At 67.4% G+C, this 25,523-nt stretch carries 23 protein-coding genes; 15 read left to right on the forward strand and 8 right to left on the reverse strand.

Annotation, left to right across the window (positions count from 1 at the left end; translation table 11 throughout):
• The first annotated feature begins 180 nt into the window (after nucleotides 1-180).
• Both E3O28_RS07550 and E3O28_RS07555 read left to right on the forward strand, forming a co-directional pair.
• The gene (locus E3O28_RS07550; protein ID WP_104099637.1) at nucleotides 181-660 is read left to right on the forward strand and encodes an Lrp/AsnC family transcriptional regulator; all 480 of its coding nucleotides are present in this window, start codon (nucleotides 181-183) and stop codon (nucleotides 658-660) included.
• 5 nt (nucleotides 661-665) lie between these two features.
• Nucleotides 666-2,171 carry an aspartate aminotransferase family protein gene (locus E3O28_RS07555; RefSeq protein ID WP_104099638.1) on the forward strand — a complete coding sequence of 502 codons (1,506 nt, stop codon included), beginning with the start codon at nucleotides 666-668 and terminating at the stop codon, nucleotides 2,169-2,171.
• Between the two features lie 67 nt (nucleotides 2,172-2,238).
• Here the strand turns inward: E3O28_RS07555 and E3O28_RS07560 are convergent, their stop codons facing one another.
• Nucleotides 2,239-3,435, reverse strand: coding sequence for a DUF4192 domain-containing protein (locus E3O28_RS07560; RefSeq protein WP_134415520.1), 1,197 nt, complete (start codon nucleotides 3,433-3,435; stop codon nucleotides 2,239-2,241).
• Between the two features lie 162 nt (nucleotides 3,436-3,597).
• On the opposite strand from E3O28_RS07560, the gene E3O28_RS07565 reads away from it, so the two are divergent.
• Both E3O28_RS07565 and E3O28_RS17325 read left to right on the forward strand, forming a co-directional pair.
• The gene (locus E3O28_RS07565) at nucleotides 3,598-4,779 is read left to right on the forward strand and encodes a MarP family serine protease (protein ID WP_134342022.1); all 1,182 of its coding nucleotides are present in this window, start codon (nucleotides 3,598-3,600) and stop codon (nucleotides 4,777-4,779) included.
• Between the two features lie 254 nt (nucleotides 4,780-5,033).
• Complete coding sequence (locus E3O28_RS17325) at nucleotides 5,034-5,744, forward strand: RNase H family protein (protein ID WP_134415521.1); 711 nt, start codon at nucleotides 5,034-5,036, stop codon at nucleotides 5,742-5,744.
• Here E3O28_RS17325 and E3O28_RS07575 read toward each other — a convergent pair.
• Nucleotides 5,737-7,380 (reverse strand): sugar porter family MFS transporter, encoded by a 1,644-nt coding sequence (locus E3O28_RS07575; RefSeq protein ID WP_255409011.1) that lies wholly within the window; start codon nucleotides 7,378-7,380, stop codon nucleotides 5,737-5,739. The genes E3O28_RS17325 and E3O28_RS07575 overlap by 8 nt on opposite strands.
• On the opposite strand from E3O28_RS07575, the gene E3O28_RS07580 reads away from it, so the two are divergent.
• Complete coding sequence (locus tag E3O28_RS07580) at nucleotides 7,318-8,181, forward strand: DUF429 domain-containing protein (RefSeq protein WP_104099669.1); 864 nt, start codon at nucleotides 7,318-7,320, stop codon at nucleotides 8,179-8,181. The two genes, E3O28_RS07575 and E3O28_RS07580, sit on opposite strands and share 63 nt — an antisense overlap.
• Here E3O28_RS07580 and E3O28_RS07585 read toward each other — a convergent pair.
• Both E3O28_RS07585 and E3O28_RS07590 read right to left on the reverse strand, forming a co-directional pair.
• A complete protein-coding gene (locus E3O28_RS07585) occupies nucleotides 8,153-8,443 on the reverse strand; it encodes a hypothetical protein (protein ID WP_134375057.1) in 291 nt (96 codons plus the stop codon). The two genes, E3O28_RS07580 and E3O28_RS07585, sit on opposite strands and share 29 nt — an antisense overlap.
• A gap of 194 nt (nucleotides 8,444-8,637) precedes the next feature.
• On the reverse strand, nucleotides 8,638-9,663 hold the full coding sequence (locus E3O28_RS07590) for a Pvc16 family protein (RefSeq protein ID WP_134342021.1): 1,026 nt from the start codon (nucleotides 9,661-9,663) through the stop codon (nucleotides 8,638-8,640).
• A 135-nt stretch (nucleotides 9,664-9,798) separates the two neighbouring features.
• Here E3O28_RS07590 and E3O28_RS16290 point away from each other — a divergent pair, with 135 nt between their 5' ends.
• Nucleotides 9,799-10,089: a hypothetical protein gene (locus E3O28_RS16290; RefSeq protein ID WP_104099644.1), complete on the forward strand. Its 291-nt coding sequence runs from the start codon at nucleotides 9,799-9,801 to the stop codon at nucleotides 10,087-10,089.
• 413 nt (nucleotides 10,090-10,502) lie between these two features.
• Here the strand turns inward: E3O28_RS16290 and E3O28_RS07595 are convergent, their stop codons facing one another.
• Entirely contained in the window at nucleotides 10,503-11,966 is a 1,464-nt protein-coding gene (locus E3O28_RS07595; protein ID WP_134415523.1) for a cryptochrome/photolyase family protein, read from the reverse strand.
• Between the two features lie 75 nt (nucleotides 11,967-12,041).
• Here E3O28_RS07595 and E3O28_RS07600 point away from each other — a divergent pair, with 75 nt between their 5' ends.
• The 3 genes from E3O28_RS07600 (at nucleotide 12,042) to E3O28_RS07610 (ending at nucleotide 13,960) form a co-directional block, all read left to right on the forward strand.
• Entirely contained in the window at nucleotides 12,042-12,944 is a 903-nt protein-coding gene (locus E3O28_RS07600) for an oxygenase MpaB family protein (protein WP_134401949.1), read from the forward strand.
• Nucleotides 12,945-12,953: 9 nt separating this feature from the next.
• Nucleotides 12,954-13,685 carry an SGNH/GDSL hydrolase family protein gene (locus tag E3O28_RS07605; protein WP_104099647.1) on the forward strand — a complete coding sequence of 244 codons (732 nt, stop codon included), beginning with the start codon at nucleotides 12,954-12,956 and terminating at the stop codon, nucleotides 13,683-13,685.
• A gap of 71 nt (nucleotides 13,686-13,756) precedes the next feature.
• Nucleotides 13,757-13,960 carry a hypothetical protein gene (locus E3O28_RS07610; RefSeq protein WP_104099648.1) on the forward strand — a complete coding sequence of 68 codons (204 nt, stop codon included), beginning with the start codon at nucleotides 13,757-13,759 and terminating at the stop codon, nucleotides 13,958-13,960.
• 55 nt (nucleotides 13,961-14,015) lie between these two features.
• Here E3O28_RS07610 and E3O28_RS07615 read toward each other — a convergent pair whose 3' ends face one another.
• Nucleotides 14,016-15,290 (reverse strand): M18 family aminopeptidase, encoded by a 1,275-nt coding sequence (locus tag E3O28_RS07615; protein ID WP_134415524.1) that lies wholly within the window; start codon nucleotides 15,288-15,290, stop codon nucleotides 14,016-14,018.
• An 86-nt stretch (nucleotides 15,291-15,376) separates the two neighbouring features.
• On the opposite strand from E3O28_RS07615, the gene E3O28_RS07620 reads away from it, so the two are divergent.
• On the forward strand, nucleotides 15,377-18,565 hold the full coding sequence (locus E3O28_RS07620; protein ID WP_134415525.1) for a beta-phosphoglucomutase family hydrolase: 3,189 nt from the start codon (nucleotides 15,377-15,379) through the stop codon (nucleotides 18,563-18,565).
• Between the two features lie 29 nt (nucleotides 18,566-18,594).
• On the opposite strand, the gene E3O28_RS07625 is transcribed toward E3O28_RS07620, so the two are convergent.
• Nucleotides 18,595-18,903 (reverse strand): winged helix-turn-helix domain-containing protein, encoded by a 309-nt coding sequence (locus E3O28_RS07625; RefSeq protein ID WP_104099651.1) that lies wholly within the window; start codon nucleotides 18,901-18,903, stop codon nucleotides 18,595-18,597.
• 106 nt (nucleotides 18,904-19,009) lie between these two features.
• Here E3O28_RS07625 and E3O28_RS07630 point away from each other — a divergent pair, with 106 nt between their 5' ends.
• From E3O28_RS07630 to E3O28_RS07645, 4 genes are read left to right on the forward strand one after another with little or no spacing between them, the layout of a single operon-like run.
• Nucleotides 19,010-20,536 (forward strand): proton-conducting transporter membrane subunit, encoded by a 1,527-nt coding sequence (locus E3O28_RS07630; protein WP_134415526.1) that lies wholly within the window; start codon nucleotides 19,010-19,012, stop codon nucleotides 20,534-20,536.
• Nucleotides 20,533-23,016, forward strand: a complete 2,484-nt coding sequence (locus E3O28_RS07635) for a DUF2309 domain-containing protein (protein WP_134415527.1) — start codon at nucleotides 20,533-20,535, stop codon at nucleotides 23,014-23,016. Before E3O28_RS07630 ends, E3O28_RS07635 begins: the two co-directional genes overlap by 4 nt.
• Nucleotides 23,013-23,330: a DUF190 domain-containing protein gene (locus E3O28_RS07640; protein WP_104099654.1), complete on the forward strand. Its 318-nt coding sequence runs from the start codon at nucleotides 23,013-23,015 to the stop codon at nucleotides 23,328-23,330. The genes E3O28_RS07635 and E3O28_RS07640 overlap by 4 nt, the downstream gene beginning before the upstream one ends.
• Entirely contained in the window at nucleotides 23,327-24,169 is an 843-nt protein-coding gene (locus tag E3O28_RS07645) for a DUF6671 family protein (RefSeq protein WP_134415528.1), read from the forward strand. Before E3O28_RS07640 ends, E3O28_RS07645 begins: the two co-directional genes overlap by 4 nt.
• A 60-nt stretch (nucleotides 24,170-24,229) precedes the next feature.
• Here the strand turns inward: E3O28_RS07645 and E3O28_RS07650 are convergent, their stop codons facing one another.
• Complete coding sequence (locus tag E3O28_RS07650; protein ID WP_104099656.1) at nucleotides 24,230-24,952, reverse strand: hypothetical protein; 723 nt, start codon at nucleotides 24,950-24,952, stop codon at nucleotides 24,230-24,232.
• Between the two features lie 81 nt (nucleotides 24,953-25,033).
• Between E3O28_RS07650 and E3O28_RS07655 the strand changes: the two genes are divergently transcribed.
• On the forward strand, nucleotides 25,034-25,513 hold the full coding sequence (locus tag E3O28_RS07655) for a PPOX class F420-dependent oxidoreductase (protein WP_134415529.1): 480 nt from the start codon (nucleotides 25,034-25,036) through the stop codon (nucleotides 25,511-25,513).
• Nucleotides 25,514-25,523 lie beyond the last annotated feature (10 nt).

Genomic DNA, 25,523 nt, shown 5'->3' on the forward strand with positions numbered 1-25,523 from the left:
CGCGAGCGCTCACGGGACTCCCGAGTGGTTCGATGAGCCGGCGGAACCTCCCCATTAGCGACTATCCCAGCGGCGGGAACCGAGCCTGAACCAGGCAAACTCCCAAGGATTCCGTTGTGTTTGACGTGAATTGCTGCGGAATCGCTTGCCTGAGGTCACTCCCGCTGGCATACTCGCTGGATGAGCGTAAACGGGCGCAATGCGGGCAGGCCGGCAGCACTGGATGAGGTCTCGAAGAAGATCATCGAGCAGCTCCAGAACGACGGCCGACGCTCGTATGCCGAAATCGGCAAGGCGGTGGGCCTAAGCGAGGCCGCAGTGCGGCAGCGCGTGCAGAAATTGACGGATGCCGGCGTCATGCAGGTCGTCGCCGTCACCGACCCGATGCAGCTGGGCTTCTACCGCCAGGCCATGATCGGCATCCGCGCGACCGGGGACACTCGACTGCTCGCGGACCGGCTGTCCGCCATTCCGGCCGTCGACTACGTCGTCCTGACGGCCGGATCCTTCGACCTGCTGGTCGAAGTTGTCTGCGAGGACGACGACGAGCTGATCGACCTCCTCAATTCACAGATCCGTGGTCTCGAGGGCGTCAGCTCCACCGAGACCTTCGTTTATCTCAAACTCCACAAGCAGTTCTACAACTGGGGAACACGGTAAAAAAAATGACAATCACATTAGCCACCACCGACTCCGCCGCGCCCGTCGCCGCAGTCGCCGCCGAAGTTGCCACCGACAGCACCGGCGACACCACAGCCGAGGTGTCGGCCACACCCCGCGTCTACACGGATGCAGAGAACGCCACCCTGCAGCAGAAGGCGAAAGACCACCTCTGGATGCACTTCTCGCGCCAGTCCGTGCTCGAAAGCGGCCACGGCGTGCCGATCATCACCAAGGGTGTCGGCCACCACATCTGGGACTCGAACGGCAAGAAGTACATCGACGGCCTGAGCGGGCTGTTCACCGTCAATGCCGGCCACGGCCGCAAGCGGCTCGCCCAGGTGGCGGCGAAGCAGGCCGAGGAACTCGCGTTCTTCCCAATCTGGTCCTACGCCCACCCGAGCGCCATCGAACTAGCCGATCGTCTGGCCGCAAACGCGCCCGGCGACCTCAACCGGGTCTTCTACTCGACCGGAGGCGGCGAGGCCGTGGAGACCGCCTTCAAGCTGGCCAAGTACTACTGGAAGCTGCAGGGTCGCCCCACCAAGCACAAGGTCATCTCCCGCAACGTGGCCTACCACGGCACCCCGCAGGGCGCCTTGGCCATTACGGGCATCCCGGCCATGAAGGAAATGTTCGAACCGGTCACCCCCGGCGGATTCCGCGTCCCGAACACCAACTTCTACCGCGCCGACGAGCTGGGTTCCGGGCTCGGTGACGACGTGGAGAAGTTTGGCCTGTGGGCCGCCAACCGCATCGAAGAGATGATTCAGTTCGAGGGCCCGGAGACCGTGGCCGCGGTGTTCCTGGAACCCGTGCAGAACTCTGGTGGCTGCTTCCCGCCGCCCCCCGGCTACTTCAAGCGGGTGCGCGAGATCTGCGACCAGTACGACGTGCTGCTGGTGGCCGACGAGGTCATCACCGCTTTCGGACGCATCGGCAACATGTTCGCATCCACGACCTTCGGGATCGAGCCGGACATGATCACCTGCGCGAAGGGCATGACCAGCGGCTACTCCCCGATCGGCGCCACCATTATCAGCGACCGCATCTACGAGCCCTTCAAGCACGGTGACACGACCTTTTATCACGGTTACACTTTCGGTGGCCACCCGGTTTCCGCGGCCGTGGCCATGGCCAACCTCGACATCTTCGAGGAGGAAAAGCTCAACGAGAATGTGCGTGAGAACTCGCCACTTTTCCGGGCCGAGCTCGAGAAGCTGCTCGCCCTGCCGATCGTGGGCGACGTGCGCGGCGAGGGCTACTTCTTCGGAATCGAGCTGGTGAAGGACAAGGTCACCAAGGAGACCTTCAACGACGCCGAGTCTGAGCGCCTGCTGCGCGGCTACCTTTCCAAGGCGTTGTTCGAGGCCGGGCTGTACTGCCGTGCCGACGACCGCGGAGACCCCGTCGTGCAGCTCGCTCCCCCGCTGACCATCGGCCCGGCCGAATTCAGCGAGATCGGCGACATCCTGTACGGCGTGCTGTCGGAGGCGCCCAAGTACCTGTAGCCGCTACGGCCAACCGGATGCCTGAAGCCGGTTACCTGCCGCCGGAAGTCCGATAGCGGCATTCCACTCAGGCGTTTTCGGGTTCGTCCGGAGGGACCGCAAACGCCCAGTCTGGTAGGTGCCCCGAACCGAAAACGGTATGGAGCAACTCAGCCATGCCGTACTGCCGGTCAATGGCGAGTGCCTGGTCGACGAAGATTCCGGCGACCGACCCGCGCCCCATCGCCCACGACAGCCAGGCCAGCATGCACAGCGGCGCCGGTCTGGCCGTGCGCGGCGCCAGAGCGACCAGCACCTTCAGCAGTCGGATCGCCGGCTCGATGCGTTCGGGGTCGGGGCGCTCCCGGCCGAGCCCGAGCATAAGGTCGCTCGTGACCCGGGAGTGCGGGCTGTCGAGTCCGTCGGACTGCTCCTCAGCGATGATGTCGTCCAGGCTCCGCCCCGTGGCTCGCTGCAGGATGGCATACCGCAGGTTGAGGCAGTGCGTGTTGCGGCCGACCGTCTCTCCGAAGGCGAATTGCAGCATCATCTGGTCCCGGCAGGCCGGCCCCTGCATCAGGAACAGCAACGCGGCCGCGTCGTCAAGCCCCAGGTTCTGCGGGTCAAAACCGAGCGCCGCCTCCGCGACCACCACCGGGTCAAGGATGTCACCGGCCAGCTCAAGCAGTTCGGGCATTGTGCCGGCCTGGCCACCGAGGCGTTGATAGCGCGCCAGCCGGCGGCCGAGCCGCTCTCTCATCGACGGGTCGACCACCGGCAAGTCCGCGCGACTCTGCAGCGTCGCGAGGTCGCGGCGAACCTCGTCGGGGATGGCCCGGTGCACCTCGGAGGCGGCGATCGCGCGGAGCGGATGCCCGCCGGCCGGGCAGTCCGGGTCGAAGTACGAGCCCCACCCGTCGGCGGCCACGCACAGGGCGTCGCGAAGCAGGAAACCGGAGAGCCGGGCGCGAGCGCACAGCACCTCGACGAAGCGTTCCTGCGGCAGGCCGGCCACAGCCACGATGTTCTCGTCGCTGTAGACGACGGGCACCAGCGCGTCGACGTCCGGGATCTTGCAGAGCGTTCCCACGAGCGTGGTGGCGATGCGCTTGAGCACCTTCTCCGGTGCCGCAGGGTCGGGCAGGTTGAACCGCATCGCCCCGCAGGTACGGTTGCCACGGAAGGCGACGAGCACCAGGCTCTTCTCGGGCAAGAACCCGGCGAGCTGCGGCACGAGCGCGAGGAAGTCATGTGCTTCCCTGGTCTTGACGATTGTCCTGTTCATGGGTCCACCCTCTCCGGAGCCGCCTCCACCTCCCGATCCGGGCCGGGTCGGTGCACGACTCGGCGGATTCACATTCTGGGGAGGACTGGCCACGTACTCTGGTTCAGACGGATGCGGCCGGTGGGCAAGCGCACGACACCGACAACAGGACGAGGTTCACGGATGGCATTCTCAATTTTTCTGGATGTGTTGCTGCTGGTCGTTCTGTTCGGCTACCTGATTTCCGGATACCGCAACGGCCTCATCGGCAGCATCGCCGGAATCGCCGGACTCGCGGCGGGTGCCGTCGCCGCCTACTTTCTGGTGCCGCTCGTGGGCACCTGGGTTCCCGCCGCGGAGTGGCGCACGGCCGCGACCCTCGCGGCCGCAGCTGTTCTGCTGATCGGCGGCCTCTCGCTCGGACGCTCCATCGGCAGGATCCTGACTCCCCAGGGCACTCGCAACAAGCTCCGGGTCGTCGACCGCGTGCTCGGCGCCGGCGCAGCCGTCGCGGTGTCGGCCCTCGTGGTCTCGATGATCGCCTTCAGCGTCGGTGCCCTCGGGGTCCCCGTGGTGTCGTCGGCGGTGAGCTCGTCGAGCGTGATCCGCTCGATCGACTCCCTGACCCCGGACCAGGTGAAGAGCTTCCTGGCCCAACTGCGCTCCATCGTGGTGACCGAGGGCATCCCGCGTGTCGTGGAGGCCTTCAACGGCGAGGCCCCGGTCGTGCCGAGCGTGGGCACCGACAGCGACGCCCTGCGCGCGGCGAGCGCGTCGGTGATGAAGATCAGCGGCACCGCCTATGCGTGCGGGCAGAATCAGTCCGGCAGCGGTTTCGTGGTCGCTCCGGAACGGGTACTCACCAACGCTCACGTCGTCGCCGGGGTGGAGGAGCCCGTCGTCGTCACGCCCGACGGCAGGTCCCGTTCGGGTCAGATCGTCTACTTCGACCCGATCGTGGACCTCGCCGTGATCGCAGTGTCGGGGCTCGATGCTCCCCCGCTCTCCCTTGGCGACAATCTTCCGCCGGGCAGCCTTGCGGTGAGCAGCGGCTATCCCTTCGGCGGGCCATTCGAATCGGCGCCGGCCGAGGTCGTCGCCGTGGCCCCGGCCCTGGTCGCCGACATCTACGGGCAGGACCCGTCCTCCCGGCAGATCTACACGCTGGCTGCCGACGTCGACCATGGCGAATCGGGCGGCCCCCTGCTCAGCGAGGCCGGTATCGTAACGGGCGTCATCTTCGCGAAGTCGACCACCACCGAGAACCTCGGTTACGCCCTCGCCATGGAGGAAGTCGACCCGGTCGTAGAGCAGGCCGCCACGCTCGGCTCCCCGATCTCGTCCGGCACCTGCATCAGCGGCTAACTGAGTGAGTCCTCGTCGACTGGCTGTGTCGCTGCCTGCGGTCAAAACTGACTGTGCCCGGTGGACCCTGGTCCTCCAGAGCCGGACGCCGCACCCGGTACCGAACCAACTCGTTCGGGCTGGGCTGAAGAGCCAGTCGGAAACCCCCGTCCGCGAACTCTCAGTGGCCGCGGCCATGAGGACTCGCCCATCTGGTCCGCGATGGCAGACTAGACAGGTCCTGAACCAGCGGGACCACAGGAAAGGCTCACTGTATGACGATCATCGCCGCCGCCGACGGTTCGGCTCTGGGCAATCCCGGCCCCGCCGGATGGGCCTGGTTCGTCAACGATTCCTGCTGGGCCGCCGGCGGCTGGAAGCACGCCACCAATAATCAGGGCGAACTGAAGGCCGTGCTCGAACTGTTCCGGGCCACCGCGCACCTCGACGACGACCTTCTCGTGCTGTGCGACAGCCAGTATGTGATCAACTCCATCACCAAGTGGATGCGAGGTTGGAAGGCCAAGGGCTGGCGCAAGGCGGATGGCAAGCCCGTGATGAACCTGGATCTGCTCCAGGAGCTCGACGAAGCTCTGGCCGGACGCCGCTACCGGTTCGAATGGGTCAAGGGCCACGCTAACCACCCGCTCAACGAGGCCGCGGACAGCCGGGCCCGAGCCGTGTCAGAGGCGTACCAGCGGAACGCGCCGATCAACGCCGGCCCCGGCTGGGTGCGGGAGGGCGATGCCGCACCGGTTCGGCGCCCCGCGCTGACCTCGGCCACGAAAGCACGGGCCGTCGCTTCGCCTGCCGCCACCCCGAAGCTCCCGGCCGGCCCGTCGCATCCGGAGCTGTTCGCGTTCGACGAGCCGGATGCCTCCCACACCGTGTCTCTGGAACTCTCCGCCGACGAGCACGCCCGTCTGACCGAACGTGCCGCCAGGCTCGGCGTCAGCGTCGGAGAACTTCTTCACGGGCTTATCTGACCTCGGTCTGCTTCACCGCGTTCTTCGACGCGGTCTTCGCCGCGTTCTTCGGCGGCAGAAGGGTGTTCGCCTCGTCGAGGGACATGCCATTGGTCTCCGGAATCTTGGTCAGCACGAACACGAATGACAGCGCCGCGAACAGCGCATACAGGCCGTAGGTCAACGGCAGCGAGACTGCCGCCAGTGTCGGGAACGTGACGGCGATCAGGAAGTTCGCGATCCACTGGGCCGCTGCGGCGATGCCGAGCGCCTTCACCCGGATGGTGTTCGGGAACATCTCGCCGAGCAGCACCCAGACCACCGGGCCCCAGGACGCACCGAAGAAGACCACGAACACATTGGCCGCGACCAGGGCGATCCCACCCCACGCACCGGGCAGGCTGATCTCGCCGCCCACAGTGACCGCCTGGCTGAAGGCGATCGCCATCGTGGCCAGCGACAGCGTCATGCCGATGGAACCGGTCATCAGGATCGGCCGACGTCCGATCCGGTCGATCAGGGCGATGGCGATGAAGGTAACCGCGATGTTGGTCAGGCCGGTGAACACCGAGATGGTGAGCGAGCTCGACTCCTCGAAGCCGACCGCCTTCCACAGGGTGGTCGAGTAGAAGAAGATCACGTTGATGCCGACGAACTGCTGGAACATCGACAAGAGGATGCCGATCCAGACGATCGGGCGCAGGCCGAAGGCCTTGCCACGCAGTGACCCGGTACGCTGACCCAGCGTGTCGGCCTTGATCGAGGCACGGATGTCGCGGATCTCGCGGTCCACATCGCCGTTGGGCCACACCTTCTGGAAGACCGCGCGGGCCTCCGTCTCACGGTCTTTCAGCACCAGGAACCGTGGGGACTCCGGGAGGATCTTCGCGATCACGAAGTACACGGCGGCGGGCAGCGCGCAGGCCAGGAACATCCAGCGCCAGGCATCGATCCCGAACAGGGAGGGCTCACCCGCGCCTCCCGCGGTGTTGGCGAACAGGGCGTCGGATAGCAGAGCAGAGAAAATACCGATCGTGATGGCGAGTTGCTGGAGCGATCCGAGGCGTCCCCGAATCGCTCGCGGTGAGATCTCGGCGATGTACGCCGGGGCCACCACGGATGCGAGCCCGATGCCGAGACCGCCGACGATGCGCCAGAGCACGAGGTCGTAGATGCTGAAGGCGAAGGCGGAACCGACCGAACTGACGAAGAACATGATCGAGCCCAGAAGCATCACCGGAATTCGACCGTATCGATCGCCGACCCGGCCGCCCAGGTAGGCCCCGGCTGCGGCGCCCAGTAGCGCGCTCGCGACCGCGAAGCCGGTGAGGGTCGCCGTGAGCGCGTACTCGTCTTGAATGGCATTCACCGCGCCGTTGATCACGGACGCGTCGAACCCGAAAAGAAACCCGCCGAAGGCTCCCGCCACTGCCAGCGCAATGACCTTTCCGTTCGTGGATGGTTTCTCGGTCTGGGTCATCGTCAGGGCCTCTGTCCTTTTTGTTGAACAATCCGAAAAGACTACGCCCCAACGAAGGGGCGCCGAACCTCGGCGGAACCTGCGCCCGCCATCTCCCTGTGCTATCCATAACTCATGACGCGATTCCTCGGAGTTGACCTGGCCTGGGCCGAAGGCAGCACGTCGAAACCGGCCAATGAATCCGGCCTGGCTTGCATCGACGAGAGCGGCCGGGTGCTCGACGCCGGCTGGGCCCGCGGCACGGATGCCGTGATGCGCTGGATCGACTCCCTGTGGGAACCCGGCGCCGTGCTGGCGGTTGACGCGCCCCTGGTGGTGAACAACCCCACCGGCATGCGCCTGTGCGAGCGGGAAACCGGCAGTCGCTACGGCCGCTGGCATGTCTCCGCGAACGCCTCGAACCTCGGCCGCCCCTGGGCCGGCGGGGTGACGATCCGCCGCCGATTGGAAGCCTCCGGCTGGACCTACACCGACGGCCTCGCGCCGATGGATAAGGCCACCCCCAGCTTCTTCGAGTGCTACCCCTACACGACGCTCGTGGGTGCGGCGGAGTTCGGCTACCTCGACAAGCGACCCCGCTACAAGCGCATGGGCACCTCTCTTCCGCCGGACGAACGCCGGACTGCGCGGGCCATGGTCTGCGATGACCTCATCCAGCGGATCTGGGGGCTCACCCGAGCGTCGCCGCCGCTCGACCTGGGCTCCCATCCCGTCTCGGACGCCCTGGTGACGGAGCATTCACCGTTGGTCGACCGAGCCTACAAACACCGGGAAGACCTGATCGACGCCCTGCTCTGCGCCTGGACGGCCTCGCTCTGGTGGCACCGGGGCACGGAGCGCTGCCAGGTTCTCGGCGCCCGGGACAACGTGTCGGAGCTCGGTCACCGACCGACCATCATCGCGCCGGCCCGGCCTGAGCAGCGCCGCGGCGACGAAGGGGCGCGGCTCGTCACCGCACCGGGTACCAGCGCGTCGTGACCCGCTCGGTCACCTGCCACGACACCGGCTCCACGTGGGTGCGGGCCGCGACGAGCACTCGGTCGCCGACCCGGAGGGCCATCGCGGCGTCATCCGCCGTGAAGCGCACGATCGCGCGCGGAGAACCGGCCACCACGGCAAGATCGGATGCCTCCACGGTCGTCAGCTCCGCGGCGGCGGCCGTCAGATGCGGCAGGACGGAGTCCGGGGCGATGCCCGAATGGAGAGCACCGATGATCAGGGTGATACGGAAAGACGGCATCCTGTCAGCGTAGGCGGGTGCGAACGAACAGGTGTCTACCGGTCTTAGGTGTTTCCCGACGTCCCGACGACCCGACGATTCGACGGAATCGAGGCCCACCATGATCTGGCGCGGCCCTCTTCTAGCACTGCAGGCGTTCCTGACACTCACCTCCCGGTCGGGAGGTCTAACTCTGCAACTCGGGCTGGACGTGCTCAGTCCCCGGTGGCCGACGCGGAATCCGGCTCCGGCTCCTGCCCCGGCCCCGGCCCCGGAAAGCGCACCTCGACCCGGGTCCGGTCCGCCAGCTCGTCCCCGGCCGGATGAGTCAACTCAATGATCACGACGCTCGGTGACTGGCCGAGCAGGTCGAGGATGGATCCGATCTCCAACCCGGAGTAGGGGTCGTCGACATCGAGCACCTCCGGCCGCATCCCGAACAGAGGGTCGGACTCGGCGATCATCAGCACGGCGCCGCGGTGTTCGGCCTGTTCGAAGATGCGGCCGAGGTTGTCCTCGGTGGCGGCAGCACTGGCTCCCACGACCTCGTTCAGGGGCACCGTCACGAGAGGCTTGCCCAGTTCGTTCGCGACGGATGCCGCGGCCTCGGCCTTCGTCACGGCATCCGCTCCCGTGAACACGGCGAGCGCACCTGCCCCGGCCAGCTTCACGACATCACGGACGGTTCCGACCACTGCCGTGCGCTCAGCTGCGTCCAGGGTGAACGAGGCCATCACGCCGAAGGACAGTCGCAGCGGTGCATTTGATGCCAGCCAGAGGGAGGTCAGCACCTCGTTGGTCAGCGGCGAGGGTGAGAGCCAGACCTGCAGGTTGTCTGCCGAGCCGATCGGGACGTTCAGCACGGGATGGCGTTCGATGGCGGCCCGCGCTGCACCGAAGGCACGGTGGCTGCCGGCATCCGTGTCGACGTCGTCGCCGGGAAAAGCACTCACCAGGTAGTGCAGCTCCGAAATCACTCGGCTGGGTCCCCTCTGGGTCTCCTCCCGATAACTGATCAGGCTGTCGTAGTAGAGGAACAGGTTGATGGAGGGGCCGATGACACCGGTGCGGGGTGCGCCGAGCACGTAGGCCGTGACCTGCAGCCCGATCGGCGGAGAAGACAGCAGTCGTTGGAGCGCGACGGTCGTCGAGGCGATGGCCTGGCCGTAGTTGGTGAGCGACGACATAGGGACCCCGGCCTCTGAGAGCTTCTGGATGCGAAAGTGAGCAGACAGTGCCACGGTACTCCGGCTCACCCACAGGTCGAGGAGTTCGGCTGCGCCACGGCGGAACCGGCCCGGTGCCCATCCCGCGGATGCCGTAGCCTGCTTCGATAGATGTGTTCCTCGCGATGTCCGCCTCAGTGAAGGAGTTCCATGGACTACTCGGCAACGATCGTGGCCCAGACCCACGTCACCAAGCCCGACGCACTGCGGCTGATCGCGGAGGCGGCCGGGTCGACCGTGCGAAATGCCGGGACGGCGCATCCGTTCGTGCCCCTCGTCGGCGGCGGTCGCGTCGAAGTGGAGATCCCCAAGTTCGGCGAGGGCCCGCCGCTCGCGATCGATGTCTTCAACCCCCACGGGGCCGAGCAGGCTCGGGCTTCGGCACTGTCATTGCAGGCTGCCCTCGCCAGCGTGACCGATTGGCCGACCGAGGTCAGGTAGCCGCGTGCGCGGCAACCCGCCCAGATAGACCCCCACCCGCCGCTGGACTCCTCCCCCCTTCCCGACGCGGATCAAGCCCCAGCAAACCTCGGTGCGACGACCGCGTCCCGATGACGCGCTCCCGAGGTCTCCCTCCCGCCTGCCATCCGCGGCCAGACCCCTGCACGCCTCGCGGCGCACCTTATAAGGTCGGCGCAGGTTAGATCCTGCGCCGGCTTCCACGACCCGCGCCGCCCTGTGCCTGGACTCAAGCTCTGACTGACCTACAGAACCACACACTTGCGCGGCAGCTCGCTCAGGGGAAGTCGAGGGCTGCTCGGGTTACAGGTCACCTTCTGAGAAGTTTGACTCTAACGGTGTCGTGGTTGACCTACGGGCCGCGACGGACTCACGAGGCGCCCCGCGGGCGACGCTCACCACTCGGTGCGTGCACGCTCCTGCTCGACGACCTCTTCCCGGTCGACCAGGCGGCGCAGTCCGGCGAGCGGTTGCGCCATACGGTGATTGCCCCGGATGTGTGGCTCCACCCGGTCGAGGAAGGCCCAGTACCCGGCGGTGAACGGGCATGCGTTCTCGCCCAGGCGTTTCTTCGGGTTGAACGTGCACGCGCCACAGAAGTCGCTCATCTTCGAGATGTAGGCGCCCCCGGAGGCATACGGCTTCGTGGCGACGATCCCGCCGTCGGCGTGCTGGGACATCCCGACCACATTGGCGGGCATCACCCATGGGGCGCCGTCGACGAAGGCGTTCGTGAACCACTCGGTGAGCTCGACCGGTTGGTAACCGCGCTGCAGCGCCCAGTTGCCGAGCACCATCAGCCGCTGAATGTGGTGCGCATAGCCCGTGCGGCGCACCTCGTCGAGCACATGGCTGAGGCACTTCGCCCGCACGGAACTGCCATCGAGCTCAAGGAACTCCCGCGGCAGGGCCACCCGCGCCTCGAGGTGGTTGCTGCGCCGCACGTAGTCCTCACCCAGGTGCCAGTACAGGTGCCAGACCCAGTCCCGCCAGCCCATGATTTGGCGCACCACGGCCTCCACGCTCTGCAGTGGGGCTCCCCCGGTCTCGTACGCGGCGACTACGGCGTCGATCACCTCCCGCGGATGCAGCAGCCCCAAATTAAGGGGAACGCTCAGCCTGGCGTGGGCCATCGTCTCATCCCCGAGCAGCGAGGCATCCTCGAAGGGGCCGAAGTCGCTCAAACGCGTCTCGACGAAATCGGCGAGCGCCACAAGCGCTTCCGCCCGGGTGGCGGCGAACCGGCGGGGTCCGTCCTCGCCGATCAGTCGAATGCGCCCCTCGGCCTGCCACCGGTCGAGGTCGGCGCGCACCTGCTCGTCGATGTCGTCCTCCACCGGATGGAAGGGGTCCGGCAGCCCCAGGCCCACCGCTCCCTTCGGCGGCGGCTGACGGTTGTCGTGGTCGAAGTTGAACCGGCCGCCCTCGGGATCGGGCCCGCGCATGAGCAGCCCGGTTTCCGTGCGTGCACGGCGATAGAACTGATCCATGATCAGCCGGGACGGCGGTCTCCCCGCGGCCCAGACGGCGAAGTCGGCCTCACTGGTCACGAAGCCGCGGCTGGGCAGCACCCGCGCGCCGAGCTCGTGAACCAGCGCGCGGGAACCCCACGAGGTGGGGTTGACCACCTCGAGGTCCCGGCCGGCCAGCACATCCCGGTAGTGCTCGGCGCGCAGGTACTCGACCCGATCACCGAGCTCCCTGGCCCGGTGCCTGAGGGCGCTGAGAATGAGGTGCGCCTTGGCGCGATGGTAGGGGCGCCGACCGAGAACGCCGACGGACTCCACCATCAGGATCGGTCCGCCGTCGTCGAAATGCGGGCCGAGCTGGTCGGCGAACAGAAAGCGAGGCACTGCCATGGCTTCGAGTTTAGATGCTTTGCCGCACGCAAGGTTCGAGGCCGATGCCCAGCCGCGACGGGTTAGCCTCGGACCATGGGCAGGTTCGTGGACAGTTGGCGGTCGCATCTTCTGGTGACCTTTTCGGGGAACGGGTCTGGTCGCCCGCAGTGGGTCGAAAAAATCGAACAGGGCGACGATATCGGCTTCTTCGGTCCGGGCTCCGCCTCCTGGGCCGTGCACGGCGGGATGGCGACGATGGTCGCCGGCATCCGTGCCCTGCTCATGCAGACCCTTCATCCCGGCGCGATGGCCGGCGTGCACGATTGGTCGCGCTATCGGGAAGACCCGCTCGGACGGCTCTCCGGCACCATTCAGTGGCTCGTCACCGTGACCTTCGCCGACACGACCCTGGCCGAGCACGAGTCGTCCCGCGTGGGGCGCTTCCACGACCGGGTCACCGGCACCTACCGCGACGCCCACGGTATCGAGCGCCCCTATGCCGCCGGGGACCCCGAACTGCTCGCCTGGGTGCACATCGTTTTCACCGACGCCTTCCTGGCCTCGCACACACTCTGGGGCGACCCTATCCCCGGCGGGGCCGATAGCTACGTGCGCGAATGGGCCAAGGCCGGAGAACTCGTCGGCGTGCACAATCCGCCGCGCTCCGCGTCCGAACTGCAGGCACAGCTGGATGCGTTCAAGGATGCCGGCATCCTCAAGAGCGACGAACGCGTGGCCGAGGCGGTGCGCTTCATTCGCAATCCTCCGCTCCGGCCCGCCATGATGCCCTTCTACCGGGTCATGTTCGCCGGCGCCGTCGCCTCGATCCCCCGCGAATACCGCGAGCTGCTCGGCCTGCGGCGCTCCCTGCTCCCGGTGGTCTGGGGCACCGGAGCCGTTCTCCGCCTGGTGCGCCTGCTCCTTGGCCGGTCGTCGACCTCGGAGGATGCCGCCCGGGCCCGTATCGCGCGTCTCTCCGCCGAGAACCCCGCCTAGACTGCACGGATGCCTCCGCGCCCTGACCTCTCGCGTACGGGCGCGACTCGCACTCGCCGCTTCCCCTTCCGACTGCTGGTGATCGGGCTGGCTGCCCTCGTTCTGACCTCACTGGGAATCTTCGCAGCCGTCAACCCCGACCTCTCGGAGACCGACGGGGACGTGCAGGTGACCCGCCCCACTGACCGCCCCCTGCGCGTGCTGTTCGTGGGCGATTCGATCAGCTACGGCCTCAACGCGGAACTGCAAGACCTGGGCTTCCGTCCGCTGATGGTCGATGCGCTCGCAGAGGGCGGCCCGGTTCAGGAATTCCACAAGAATCGGGCCGGTGCCACCACCCGCACGGTATCCAGGCTGGTCGATGTGCCGGAGAACCTCGACCTGGCCGTGGTCGAGCTGGGCACCAACGACGTGCTCGACCAGACCGCGCCCGACGAGTTCGCGCTCAGCTACCGGTCACTCCTGGACCGCGTGCACACCGAATCTCCGGGCGTCCCCCTCGTCTGCGTTGGCACCTGGGGCAGCGCGGATGAGACCGACGCGTACAACGACATCATCGACCACGAGTGCGCCCGAGAAGGCGGCGCCTTCGTCAGCCTCTACGACCTCTATCTGATCGAGGCCAATCGCGGCCCCGCCGGACGGGATGTCTTCGGCGGCACGAGCGATCGTTTCCACCCCAATGACGCAGGCTACCGAGCGATTGCCGAGCACCTTCTGGGCCACATCAGCATACGCTGAACTGTTTTGCATATCGCGGGGTGAAAGTACACCCCCTTGATGATTTCCTCTCTGTGAGGAAACCTCCAAGCATGAGACAAAACGACTGGGTACTCACCGTCCACTGCCGGGAGTGCGGGATCGGCGGCACAGCCCAAGTCGGAACCGACCGGCGCATCGTCTGGCCGGTGATCGTGCACGAGGGCGACTGCGAACTCGCCGATGACAAGGACCTCGTGGAGTCCCGCTCCGGGCATCCCGTGCATGGAGTCCGCCAGTCGGCTTACGCGCTGTGACGCCCCGCGGCACCCCGAACGAATTCGACGACGGCCAGCCACGTGCGGCCTGCCGTTAGACCTCCGAGGCGAAGAACGCGCCGATCGCCTTCCGGAGAGCGACCGGGTCGCTCACGTGGCACAATTCGCGGGCGGAATGCATCGAGAGCAGCGGGATACCCACGTCGACCGTGCGGATGCCGAGCCGCGTGGCGGTCAGCGGGCCGATTGTGGAGCCGCACGGCACCGTGTTGTTCGACACGAATTCCTGGTATTCCACGCCGGCCTGCGCGCAGGTTCGGGCCCAGAGGGCCGCACCCGCCGCATCCGTCGCGTAGCGCTGAGTGGCGTTGATTTTCAGCAGCGGGCCGCCCCCGGCGACGACCATGTTCGCCGGGTCGTGCTTCTCCGGGTAGTTCGGGTGCACCGAGTGACCCGCGTCGGCCGACACGCACCACGAGCCGGCGTAGGCGCGCAGGCGATCACTGACGGATGCCCCGAGTCCTACCCCGATCCGGGTCAGGATATCGCCCAGCAGCGGCCCGCTCGCACCCGTTCGGGTCTCGGAACCGAGTTCCTCGTGATCGAAGGCCGCGAGCACCAGGATCTGACCGGCCGGTGCCGGGGCTCCGATCAGGGCGACCAGGCCGGCGTGCACCGAGGAGAGATTGTCCATGCGCCCCGCGGCGAAGAGTTCGCGGCCGAGGCCGAACCGGGCCGGATTGGCCGTGTCGGCCGTGAGGATGTCGTAGCCGGCGACCTCCTCTCCCGCCAGCCCGGCCAGGCCCGCCAGATGCCCGACCAGGTCGGCCTGACTCGTTTCCCCCACCCCGAACACCGGGGTCAGGTGCCGCTGACGATCGAGAGTGAGGCCGGCGTTGGCGTCCCGGTCCAGGTGGATGGCCAGCTGCGGGATGCGGCAGAACGGGCCCGTGCGCACGAGGTGTTCGGTGCCGTCGATGGTGGTGAGGCGGCCGGCGAGTTCGAGTTCGCGGTCGAGCCAGGAGTTGAGCAGAGGACCGCCGTAGACCTCGATCCCGGCCTGCAGCCAGCCGTGGGCGCCGATGGTCGGCTTCGGCTTCAGCTTGAAACCGGGCGAATCGGTGTGCGCCCCCAGAATGCGAAACGGTGTCGTCGGGCCGGCCCCGTCCGGCTGCACCCAGGCGACGACCGCGCCGTCGCGCACGAGGTAGCGCCGTCCGGGCGCACCGGACCACTCCTCGGTTTCGCTCACCCGGTCGAAGCCGGCGGTGTCCAGGCGTCGGGCAACCTCCGCGGCAGCGTGGTACGACGACGGGGAGGCGGTGATGAACTCGGCGAAATCGTCGATGTAGTCCGGTGTGGATGTCATGGGTCATATCCAACCACCCTGCGTACTATGTCCACATTCAGGGCCGAGCAGTCACGGCCAGGCATTCACGGCCCAGAGGAGCGCCCATGAACCAGCCGAACCAGCCGAGCCAGCCGCCGCACCCGGCCCGCGCCGCCTTCGACGCCGTGATCTTCGACCTCGACGGCGTGGTCACCGACACGGCCGCCGTGCACGCCCGGGCGTGGAAGGCCCTGTTCGACGAGGCACTGCCGGGGCTGACGAAGTCGCCGGTGCCTTCGTTCGAAATCGAGAGCGACTACCGGCGGTACGTCGACGGGCGGGCGCGGGAGGACGGCATCCGTGCGTTCCTGGCCTCGCGCGGGATCGAACCGACGCATGGCCGGGCGACCATCGACGCTCTCGCCGGCCGCAAGCAGGAGCTGTTCACCCGCGAGCTCGCCGTCGGCGGCGTGCAGGCGTTCCCCGGCACGCTGGAGCTGCTGCGCCGGTTGAAAGAGCAGGGGCTGCCGGTGGCCCTCGTGACAGCGAGCCGCAACAGCGCCGCCGTGCTGACCGCGGCGCGCCTTACGGGCCTATTCGACGTCACAGTCGACGGCACCGACGCCGTGCGGATGCGCCTGGCCGGCAAACCCGACCCGGCCCTGTTCCTCGAGGCGGCCCGGCGACTGCACGTGACGCCGGACCGCACAGTGGTCGTCGAAGACTCCGAGGCCGGGGTGCAGGCCGCGGCGCGCGGCGGATTCGCCCTGGTCATCGGCATGGAGCGTACGGGCGACAGCCGGCTGCGCTCGGCCGGCGCCGATCTCGTGCTCACCGACCTCGCCGACCTGGACCTGGCCGGCCTGGACCCCGCTCTGACCGGGAAGAACCGCGGCTGGGCCGGAGGCGAGACCGGCAGCGACCCGTGGTTGCTGCGCTACATCGGCTATGACCCCGCGACCGAGGGGCTGCGGGAGGCGCTCTGCACACTCGGAAACGGCTACTGGGGCACTCGCGGCGCGGCGGCCGAGTCCACCGACGACGGCGTGCACTACCCCGGAACCTACCTCGCCGGCGTCTACAACCGGGTGCAGACGACCCTCGGCGAGCGCACCGTCGAAGACGAGCACCTGGTCAACGCCCCCAACTGGCTGCCGCTGGGATTCAGGGTGGCCGACGGGGACTGGTTCGACGTCGGCCACACCGAGCTGGTCACCTATCTGCAGGAGCTGGACCTGCGGCGCGGCGTGCTGACCCGGGTCATCCGTTTGCGCGACGAGGCGGGGCGCACCACCCGGGTGACCTCCCGGCGGTTCGTGTCCCAGGCCGCCCCGCATGTGGCCGTGCTCGACACCACGTTCGAGGCGGAGGACTGGACCGGCCCGGTGACCGTGCGCTCGGCCCTCGAGGGCCGGGTCTTCAACCGCAATGTTGCCGCCGACCGGCTTCTCACCAACGCTCATCTGATTCCCCACACCGGCACGCAAATCGACGCCGAGACCGTGCTGCTCGAGATGGAGACCACGCAGTCCGGCATCCACATCGCCCTGGCGGCCCGCACCCGGGTGCGGAGGGACGAGCAGCCGGTCGAGCCCCCGCGGCACCTGCTCACCGACGACGCCGGCTGGGTGGCGCACGAGTTCACCCTGGATCTGGAGCCGGGGCATCCGGTCAGGGTGGAGAAGACGGTCGTCGTCACCACCTCCCGCGACCGGGCCATCGCCTCGCCGGCCCGGGCGGTGGCCATCTGGTTGCGGCGCCTGCCGCACCCGGCGGACCTGTTGGAGGCGCACGAACGGGCCTGGCAGGTGCTCTGGGACGAGTTCGCGGTGGGCATGCGCGCGAGCGATCACCAGTCGCTCGCGCTCAACCTGAACACCTTCCACGTGCTGCAGACGGTGGCGGCCGTCGACGCCGACCTCGACGCGAGCATGCCGGCCCGAGGGCTACACGGCGAGGGGTACCGCGGGCACGTCTTCTGGGACGAGCTGTTCGTCTACCCGATTCTCACCCTGCGCCGCCCCGACCTGAGCCGCGCCCTGCTCGGCTACCGGTACCGGCGCCTGGGCGAGGCCCGCGCGGCCGCACGGGGCATCGGCCGCGAGGGCGCGATGTTCCCCTGGCAGAGCGGCATCGACGGGCGTGAGGAGACCCCGACGAACCTCTTCAACCCGCTGAACCAGCAGTGGATGCCCGACAATTCCCAGAACCAGCGGCATGTGGGCCTCGCCGTGGCCTACAGCATCTGGGAGTATTACCAGTCCACCGGCAACACCGAATTCCTGATTCAGCAGGGTGCCGAAATGCTGCTCGAAGTGGCTCGTTTCTTCGCCAGCCTGGCCCGCTACGACGAGGTGGACGACCGCTACGACATTGACGGGGTGATGGGGCCGGACGAGTTCCACGACGGTTACCCCGGGGCGTCGGGCCACGGCCTCCGCAACAACGCGTACACGAACGTGATGACCGCGTGGGTACTGCACCGCGCGGTCGACACCGTGGCTCTGTTGCAGAACCGGTACTGCGGGCCCCTCTGGAACCGGCTGCGACTGCGGCCGGACGAGGTCGACCACTGGGCCCGGATCAGCCTGCGGCTGCGGGTGCCGTTCCACGCCGACGGCGTGATCAGCCAGTTCGAGGGCTACGAGGGCCTGCCCGAGTTCGACTGGGACGCCTACCGGGCCCGGTATCCCTCGATCGCCCGCCTCGACTTGATCCTCAACGCCGAGGGCGACAGCACGAACAACTACCGGCTCTCCAAGCAGGCCGATGTGCTCATGCTGCTCTACCTGCTCTCCGCCGAGGAGCTGCGCGAACTGCTTGAGACCATGGGCTACGAACTGCCGCCGGAGGCGATTGTGCGAACGGTCGAGTTCTACTCGGCACGCTCCACGCACGGCTCCACGCTCAGCAACGTGGTGCACTCCTGGCTGGACGCCCGGCGCGACCGGGAACGGTCGTGGGACTATCTGACCCGGGCCCTCGACAGCGACCTTGGCGACATCCTCGGCGGCTCCACCCACGAGGGCATCCACCTCGGCGCGATGGCCGGATCGATCGACATGGTCGTGCGCTGCTACACCGGGCTGGAGATCCGGGAGAACATGCTCTGGCTGCATCCCGTGCTGCCGAAGGAGCTCGCGGAGGTCACCTTCGCCATCAACTACCGGGAACAGCCGATCCGGCTGAAGCTGACTCCCGGCAACGTGCGCCTGCAGCTGCGGGCAGGCGGCGCCGCTCCGATACGGATACGGGTCGAGGGCAAAGAGGCCGTGCTTGCGCCCGGCGAGACCCGCGATTTCCCGCTCGGTTAGCGTCGGTTGGCCCCGGACTCCTGAAACCACTATCCCTGTGGGCCAAGGCCGCTCGGGGCAGCCTCGGGGTTGGCGAAGGCGGCCAGCAATTCCCCGATGCGGTGACCACGATCCAGAGGGTGGCGAAGCGGCATTCCCGTGTTGAGGCGATAGATGTTGCGCCGTCCCTCCCGTTCGCGCTCGAGATAACCGGCGTCTTCGAGTTCGGTGACGATGCGTTGAGCCGCCCGCTCCGTGATGCCCACCTGGGCCGCGACGTCGCGCAATCGCACATTCGGGTTCTCCGCCACGCACAACAGCACGTGCGCGTGATTGGTTAAAAACGTCCACTGAGCCATTCTCCTATTCTCACCCAACTGACCATTGTTTCCTCACACGTGAATCCCGACACTCGATGCGTGCTATGTTTTTCGTGTTTTATGAATCGTGAGAGAAGGAGCAGCTTTGAACGAGAATGCGACGGTGGCAATGGTCCTGGCGGGGCCGTGGGTTGCCGTGCTCGCCGCGGCGATCGCCGGGCGTTTCGGCCGGAGCGGTGATCTGGTTGCTCGCATTGCCGCGGCGGTCGTCGGTCTGGGGTTCGTCTTTACGGCAGCCGTCGCCATTGCCGTGTCGACCCTGTGGACGGGTTCAATCCAGGTGGGCTTCGGGGAGACAAGCCTGCAACTCGATGCCCTGGCACTGATCATGTCGATGATCGTTCTGGGGCTGTCCTCCCTCATTCAGGGGTTCGCCGTGCGCTACCTGCGCGGGGATCCTCGTCAGGTCTGGTTCGTGGTGACCGCGAACCTGCTCACCGGGTTCACCGTGCTGATGGTGTGTGCAGGGTCCGTGGCCCTGTTCGCGTGCGCCTGGGTCGGCGCCGGCGCCGCACTTGTGCTGCTTCTGGCCACCTACTGGCCGCTGGCACAGGCGCGGGAGGGTGTGTGGCGCACCGCGGTTCGCTTTGGTGCCGCCGACACCGCGTTCCTCCTCGCGGTGGCAGTGCTGCTCGTTGGTGCCGGCGGGGACGTGTCCTTCGATCAGCTCGGCGCCGGTGCGTCCGGCCTGAGCGCGTCGGCCCAGCTCACCCTCGCGGTAATGTTGGTCCTCGCCGCCCTGGCCCGATCCAGCCAGATCCCATTCCAGGGCTGGTTGCCGTTCACTCTCGGCGCCCCGACACCGGTCTCTGCGCTGTTGCATGCCGGGGTGGTCAACGCGGGCGCCATCCTGCTTCTGCGATTCGCGCCGGCGATCGCCCCTCACCGGTCCGTGATGATCGTCGTCTGCGTGGTGGGCGCGGCCACCCTGGTGTTCGCGTCGGCGGTGCGCCTGGCACGCCCGGACGTGAAGGGCCGACTGGTATTCTCCACGATGGCGCAGATGGGGTTCATGATCATGGCCTGCGGGTTGGGCCTGTTCGCGGCTGCAATCTTCCACCTGGTTGCCCACTCCCTGTACAAATCGACACTCTTCCTCGGCGCGGGAACCGGAGTGCGACAGCACGCCACCGACCGCGACCTTCCCACCCGCACAGCCCCGTCACGCCTGGTGGCGGGCCTCGCGGTGGCCATCTCCGTGACCGTAACGGTTGCCGTACTCGTGGCAGCCAAACTGGTGCTCTCCCCCGCCGTGTCGCCCTCCAGCATCGGCCTGTTGGCGTTCGTCGCCCTGACCGCCGGCGTCACCCTGGCCGTGGCACTGGCAACCCACTTCTCGATCCGCACGATGGTGGTCGGCACCACGGTGACGGCGGCCGTCGGAATCGGCTACGTAGCCTTCCTGCACCTGTTCACGGGAGCACTGCAACCCGGGGTGCCGGTCCAGGGGGCCCCTGGCTGGCTGCTCGTTCTGCCCGCGGTCGGCCTGATCGCCGTCGAGCTGCTGGCTCGAAGCAGCACCGGTGCGGTCTGGCTGCGCGATCGTGTCTACACGTCCGCACTTGCCGCCTCCCTGCCCCGTAACCCCATCAGAACTGGAGCACCCCTGTGAGTCTGATCCTACGCGCGCAGGTCGCTGCCGCCGCCCACGACATCGTTCCGGCCTGGCCGTTGGACTCCTTCATCGCCGTGAACCCACTGGCCGGCCGCGAATCTTACCCATTCGAGACCGAAACAACCGCGGAGGCGGCAACCACCCGCCCCGGGAGCGCCTACCTGGCTGACTATCAGCGCGGTCGAATCACCCGTGATGACATCGACGCAGCACTCCTCGAACGTATCCCCCAGCTGGCCGACCGACGCTTGCGGATCGGCACCGCAGCCGTGTCCGCGGTCCGGGTTGCCGAACTCGATATGCGCCTGGTCGCAGCCGCACCTGAGCCCGAACCGGTTGCGGTGGCGGAGCTGACGTGGCTCGATGAATACCTGGCCGTCTGGGTTGCCGGCTATCTGTGCCCGGACCCGGCGTGGCCCATGCCACACCATGCCGACGGGTTCTACCGGGCCTGGCGAACCCTGGCCTGCCTCGATCCGTCCCTCCCCCGCACGGTTCGGCGCACCCTCACCACACTTTCGCCCGAACCGGACGCGGCGCTGGCGCACGCCCTGCAACGCCTCGGCATCACGGCGGCCGACGTCCCACGTGCCCTTCGGACCGCACTCGGGCACCTGCCCGGGTGGGTCGGGCACATCAAATGGCGGGCCGAGAAGGTCGGCGACATCGACCTGACCTCGTACCTGGCCGTCCGATTCACGGTCCAGGTTGCGCTCGGAATTACCCCAGCAGCCGACCAGACAACACAGACGGCACAGCGCGACCACACCACGCTGACCTCGGCACCGTTCTGGTTGCGGGCCGAACGGGTTGCGCAGGCGCTTACCGCCGCACGGCCGAGCCGCGAGGACGTCGCCGCGGTCGCTCGGGTTCTGTCCACCCATCCGATAACTGACCAGCGGTACACCTGGCAGAAAGCCTACGAACTGAACTACCGCACCGCCCTGATCGGGGCACTCCGCTCCACCGTCGAGACCCGGGACGGCCGCAACGTGCAGTTGGTGATGTGCATCGACCCCCGGTCCGAGGGGTTGCGCCGCCACCTCGAAGAAAGCTCCTCCGTCGAGACGTTCGGTTTCGCCGGCTTCTTCGGCGTCCCCATCCGGTTCGCCCGCTACCAGGCGCGCGGAGCAATCGACTCGCTCCCGGCACTGCTGAGCGCGCGCCACCACATCACCGAGATCCCCGTCGACCACGAACAAGCACACAGAGTCGTTGCCGCTGGAAAATTCCGAGACGCCCTGCGGCATGCCGTGCATACGGCGGACTCGACAGCGGCGACACCGTTCGCGTTCGCGGAAACGGCAGGATGGTTCTACGGCGGCATCAGCATCCTGCGCACCCTCACCCCGCGCATCCACGCACGGATCGTGCGCGCCCTCTCCCTCTCGCCCCGGGACCTGCGCAGTGACGTGACGATCGCGGACGCGTTCACGCTGGACGAGCGTGCCACGCTGGCCGAAACGGCCTTGCGGATGATGGGCCTGTCCCAGTTCGCCCCGCTGGTCGTTTTGGCAGGTCACGGCTCCGAATCGGAGAACAACCTCTACCAGTCCGCACTGGACTGCGGCGCGTGCGGCGGTAATCCGGGGCACGCCAACGCCCGCGCCGCCGCCGCCATCTTCAACGACCCCGAGGTGCGACTGCTGCTCACCGACCGCGGGCTGCCGATTCCCTTCGACACGTTCTTCGTGGCCGCCGAACACAACACCGTCAGCGACATGGTCACCGTGCTCGACCGCCACCTGATCCCCGACAGCCACACGAGTTCGGCAGACCGCTTCGAGCAGCTTCAGCGCACCGCGGCGGACAAATTAGTGACCGAACGCGCCCGGCACCTACCGGGAGCATCACCCCGGCATTCCCCCGCACGACTGCGCGGACGTGCCCACGACTGGGCTGAGGTGTATCCAGAGCTCGGGTTGGCGGGAAACGCCACCATGATCATCGGACCCCGCGATATAACCAGGAACGTTGATTTGGGCCGGCGGGTGTTCCTGCACTCCTACCGCACCGAACTGGATCCCACCGGGGCCGCCCTGGAGACGATCATGACCGCCCCCCTCGTCGTGGCGCAGTGGATCAACCACCAGTACTACTTCACAGCCCTGAACCCCGACACTCTCGGCGCAGGAACGAAAACCATCCACAACGCCATCGGCACACTCGGCGTGATCTCGGGCCACAGCGGGGACCTCCGCCGCGGCCTGCCGTGGCAATCCGTGGGTCTGGGCACGGAGCTGTTCCATGAGCCGATGCGCCTCACCGTCGTTGTCGAAGCACCGCTGGCCCGCATCGGAGAGATCATCTCGCGCAACCAAGTCCTGCGAGATCTTTTCGACAATGACTGGATCACCCTCACCGCACGAGATCACCCCGCTGCCCTCTGGCACCGCTATACCGCCTACGGCTTCACAGCGACCGCAACCGCTACTCCCGCCGCCACTGCCACCCCGATGGAAGGACCACACACATGAACAATCTCACCAAGATGACCCGACTGGAGATCGTCGTGCCTGCGCGCGACGCCCCCGCCATCCGCGAGCTGGTTTCCTCCGCCGGCGCCACCGGGTACACCTCCGTCTCCGGTGTCTCCGGCATCGGACACCACGGACAACACTCTGGATCCCTGCTCTTCAACGAGTACGACACCCTCACCATGCTCATCACCGTGTTGCCCCCCGACAAAGCCGACGAACTCATCAACGCCGTGCGCGAGCTGCTGAACACCTCCAGCGGCGTCATGTTCGTCGCCGAGACCTACGTCTCAAGGCCCGACTACTTCCAATGACTTCCTCCCACGCCTACTATGCCGGGCGCCTGATCACCTTCGCCACCATGCACGGCAAGGAGCACCTCGCCCAACAGGCATTCCGCGACATTCTCGGCGCGACAGTCAGCGCTGCGGGGGGCCTGAACACTGACCAGTTCGGGACCTTCGCCGGCGATATCCCACGCACCCTCAGCCCCCGCTCGGCAGCCCGCGCCAAAGCGCGACTGGGTATGCAGATCGCCGGCTCCACTCTTGGACTTGCCTCCGAAGGCAGCTTCAGCTCCGGATTCGGTCCTCTCGTTGAAAACACGGAGATTCTCCTGTTCATCGACAAAACCCTGGGGTTGGAACTCGTCGAGGGCGCCGTGAATATCTCCGCGCTGCCTGGAGGCAGACGCGTCGACAACGCCGACAGCGCTCTCGCGTCCGCGTCAGCCGCGGGATTCCCCGAACAGGGAGTGATCGTGCAGAGCACAAACGATAATCACCTGACTGTCTACAAGAACTTCACGCAACTCAGCGACCTCGAGGAAACCGTCGACATGCTTCTGACGGACCAGTCCACCGTCACGATTCTGCCGGACTACCGAGCGCACAAATCGCCAGCGCGGGCAGAGACGATTCGCAGGCTGAGTTATCAGATGGCTCGTCGCCTCGCTACACCCTGCTCCCTGTGTCAAGCACCTGGGTTCGGTCAGGTAGACATCGAACGCGGCGTTCCCTGTTCCGACTGTAGATCAGCGACCGCATTGATCGCCGCGGACCTCCACGGCTGCGGACGCTGTACCCACAGGACCCGGATACCGCGTGGCCAGGCCACCGCCGACCCGCAATGGTGCGACTATTGCAACCCGTAGCGAGGTCAGGCGTTATTCGTGCTCCCCGTCGGCCTCATGCATGGTGGTCCGCGGCGCGCCTCAGACCTCGGACTGCAGGGCCGCCCGGGCGAACGCGGCCCCACCGGGCGTGACGATCCAGCGCGTGTAACTGCTGGTGCCGGCATCGAACACACCGAGTCGGCGCAGCAAGCGCCACTTCGGCAGCACCAGGTTGAACGCCGCGTCACTGGAGAGCGGGGCACCGTCGGCCCGCACCCAACCGATGGTCTCCAAACTGAGGGCCAGCAGCTGTTTGAACAGCTCGGCCTCGTCAAAACCCCGCCGCGCGATGAGTAGGAGCAGCAGCCTGGTGGCGTCGGACTCGGCCGGGTCGCGGCTCTGGTGCGCGGTTCTGGCCAGATGCCACCACAGATCGCGCGGCGCCTCGACGAGCGCCCGGCCGCGACTGGTCTGCAGCAGCATCCCCTTGCTCACTCGGAGCAGGCCCACGCTGCGCAGGTGTGCGCGCAACTCCAGCAGAGGCAGGAAGTGGCTCTCCCGGCTGGCCGTGACGGGCCAGCCCCAGTCGAGCTGGGTCGAGGCTTCCACGACCACCGCGGGCGGGAGGTAGCCGGCCTGGGTCAGACGGATACCGTGCTCACCGACGCGGCGCAGCATCCACTGCACGGGCGCCACCATGCGCTCCATCGCCCGCACCGGCAGCAGAATGGAGTCGGTCACCCGTGCCTCCGCGAGCACCAGGCGGAACCCGGCGACGGAGTCGGGGTGCATGCGTGTTTCGAGTTCCTGGACGACCTTCACGGTGCGAGCATAGCGAGGTGTGGCCGCGGAGCCTGATGCGACCGATCGTGTCGGGCATCCGCTCTGCCGTAGCCTTGGATCATGGCCAGAGACATTGCAACCACCACCACAGTCGACCTCGCCGAGATGCTCGCTTTCGTGCGCCCGAGGCACCGGATGCTGCTGGCCACCACCCGCACCGACGGCCGCCCGCAGATCTCGCCCGTGACCGGCGGGGTCGACCCCTCCGGCCGAATCGTGATCTCCTCCTATCCTGCCCGGGCGAAAACCCGCAACGCGGAGCGAAATGTGCTTGCCTCCGTACTGGTGCTCTCGAAAGACTGGGACGGCGGCTGGATCCAGGTCGACGGCGACGCCGAGGTGCTGCACATGCCCGAGGCCGGCGACGGGCTGGTCGAGTACTTCCGCTGCATCTCCGGCGAGCACTCCGACTGGGCCGAGTACCGGGCGGCGATGGCGCTTCAGGACAAGTCCCTGATCCGCATCACCCCCAGCCGGTGGAGCCCGATCGGCACGGGCGGCTTCCCGGCCGACGTCGCCGCCCGGCTCGACGCACTGTAGCCGCGCTCGC

Origin of the sequence: Cryobacterium sp. TMT2-14, from assembly GCF_004402465.1 — a bacterium.
In the GTDB taxonomy this organism is placed as follows: domain Bacteria; phylum Actinomycetota; class Actinomycetes; order Actinomycetales; family Microbacteriaceae; genus Cryobacterium; species Cryobacterium sandaracinum.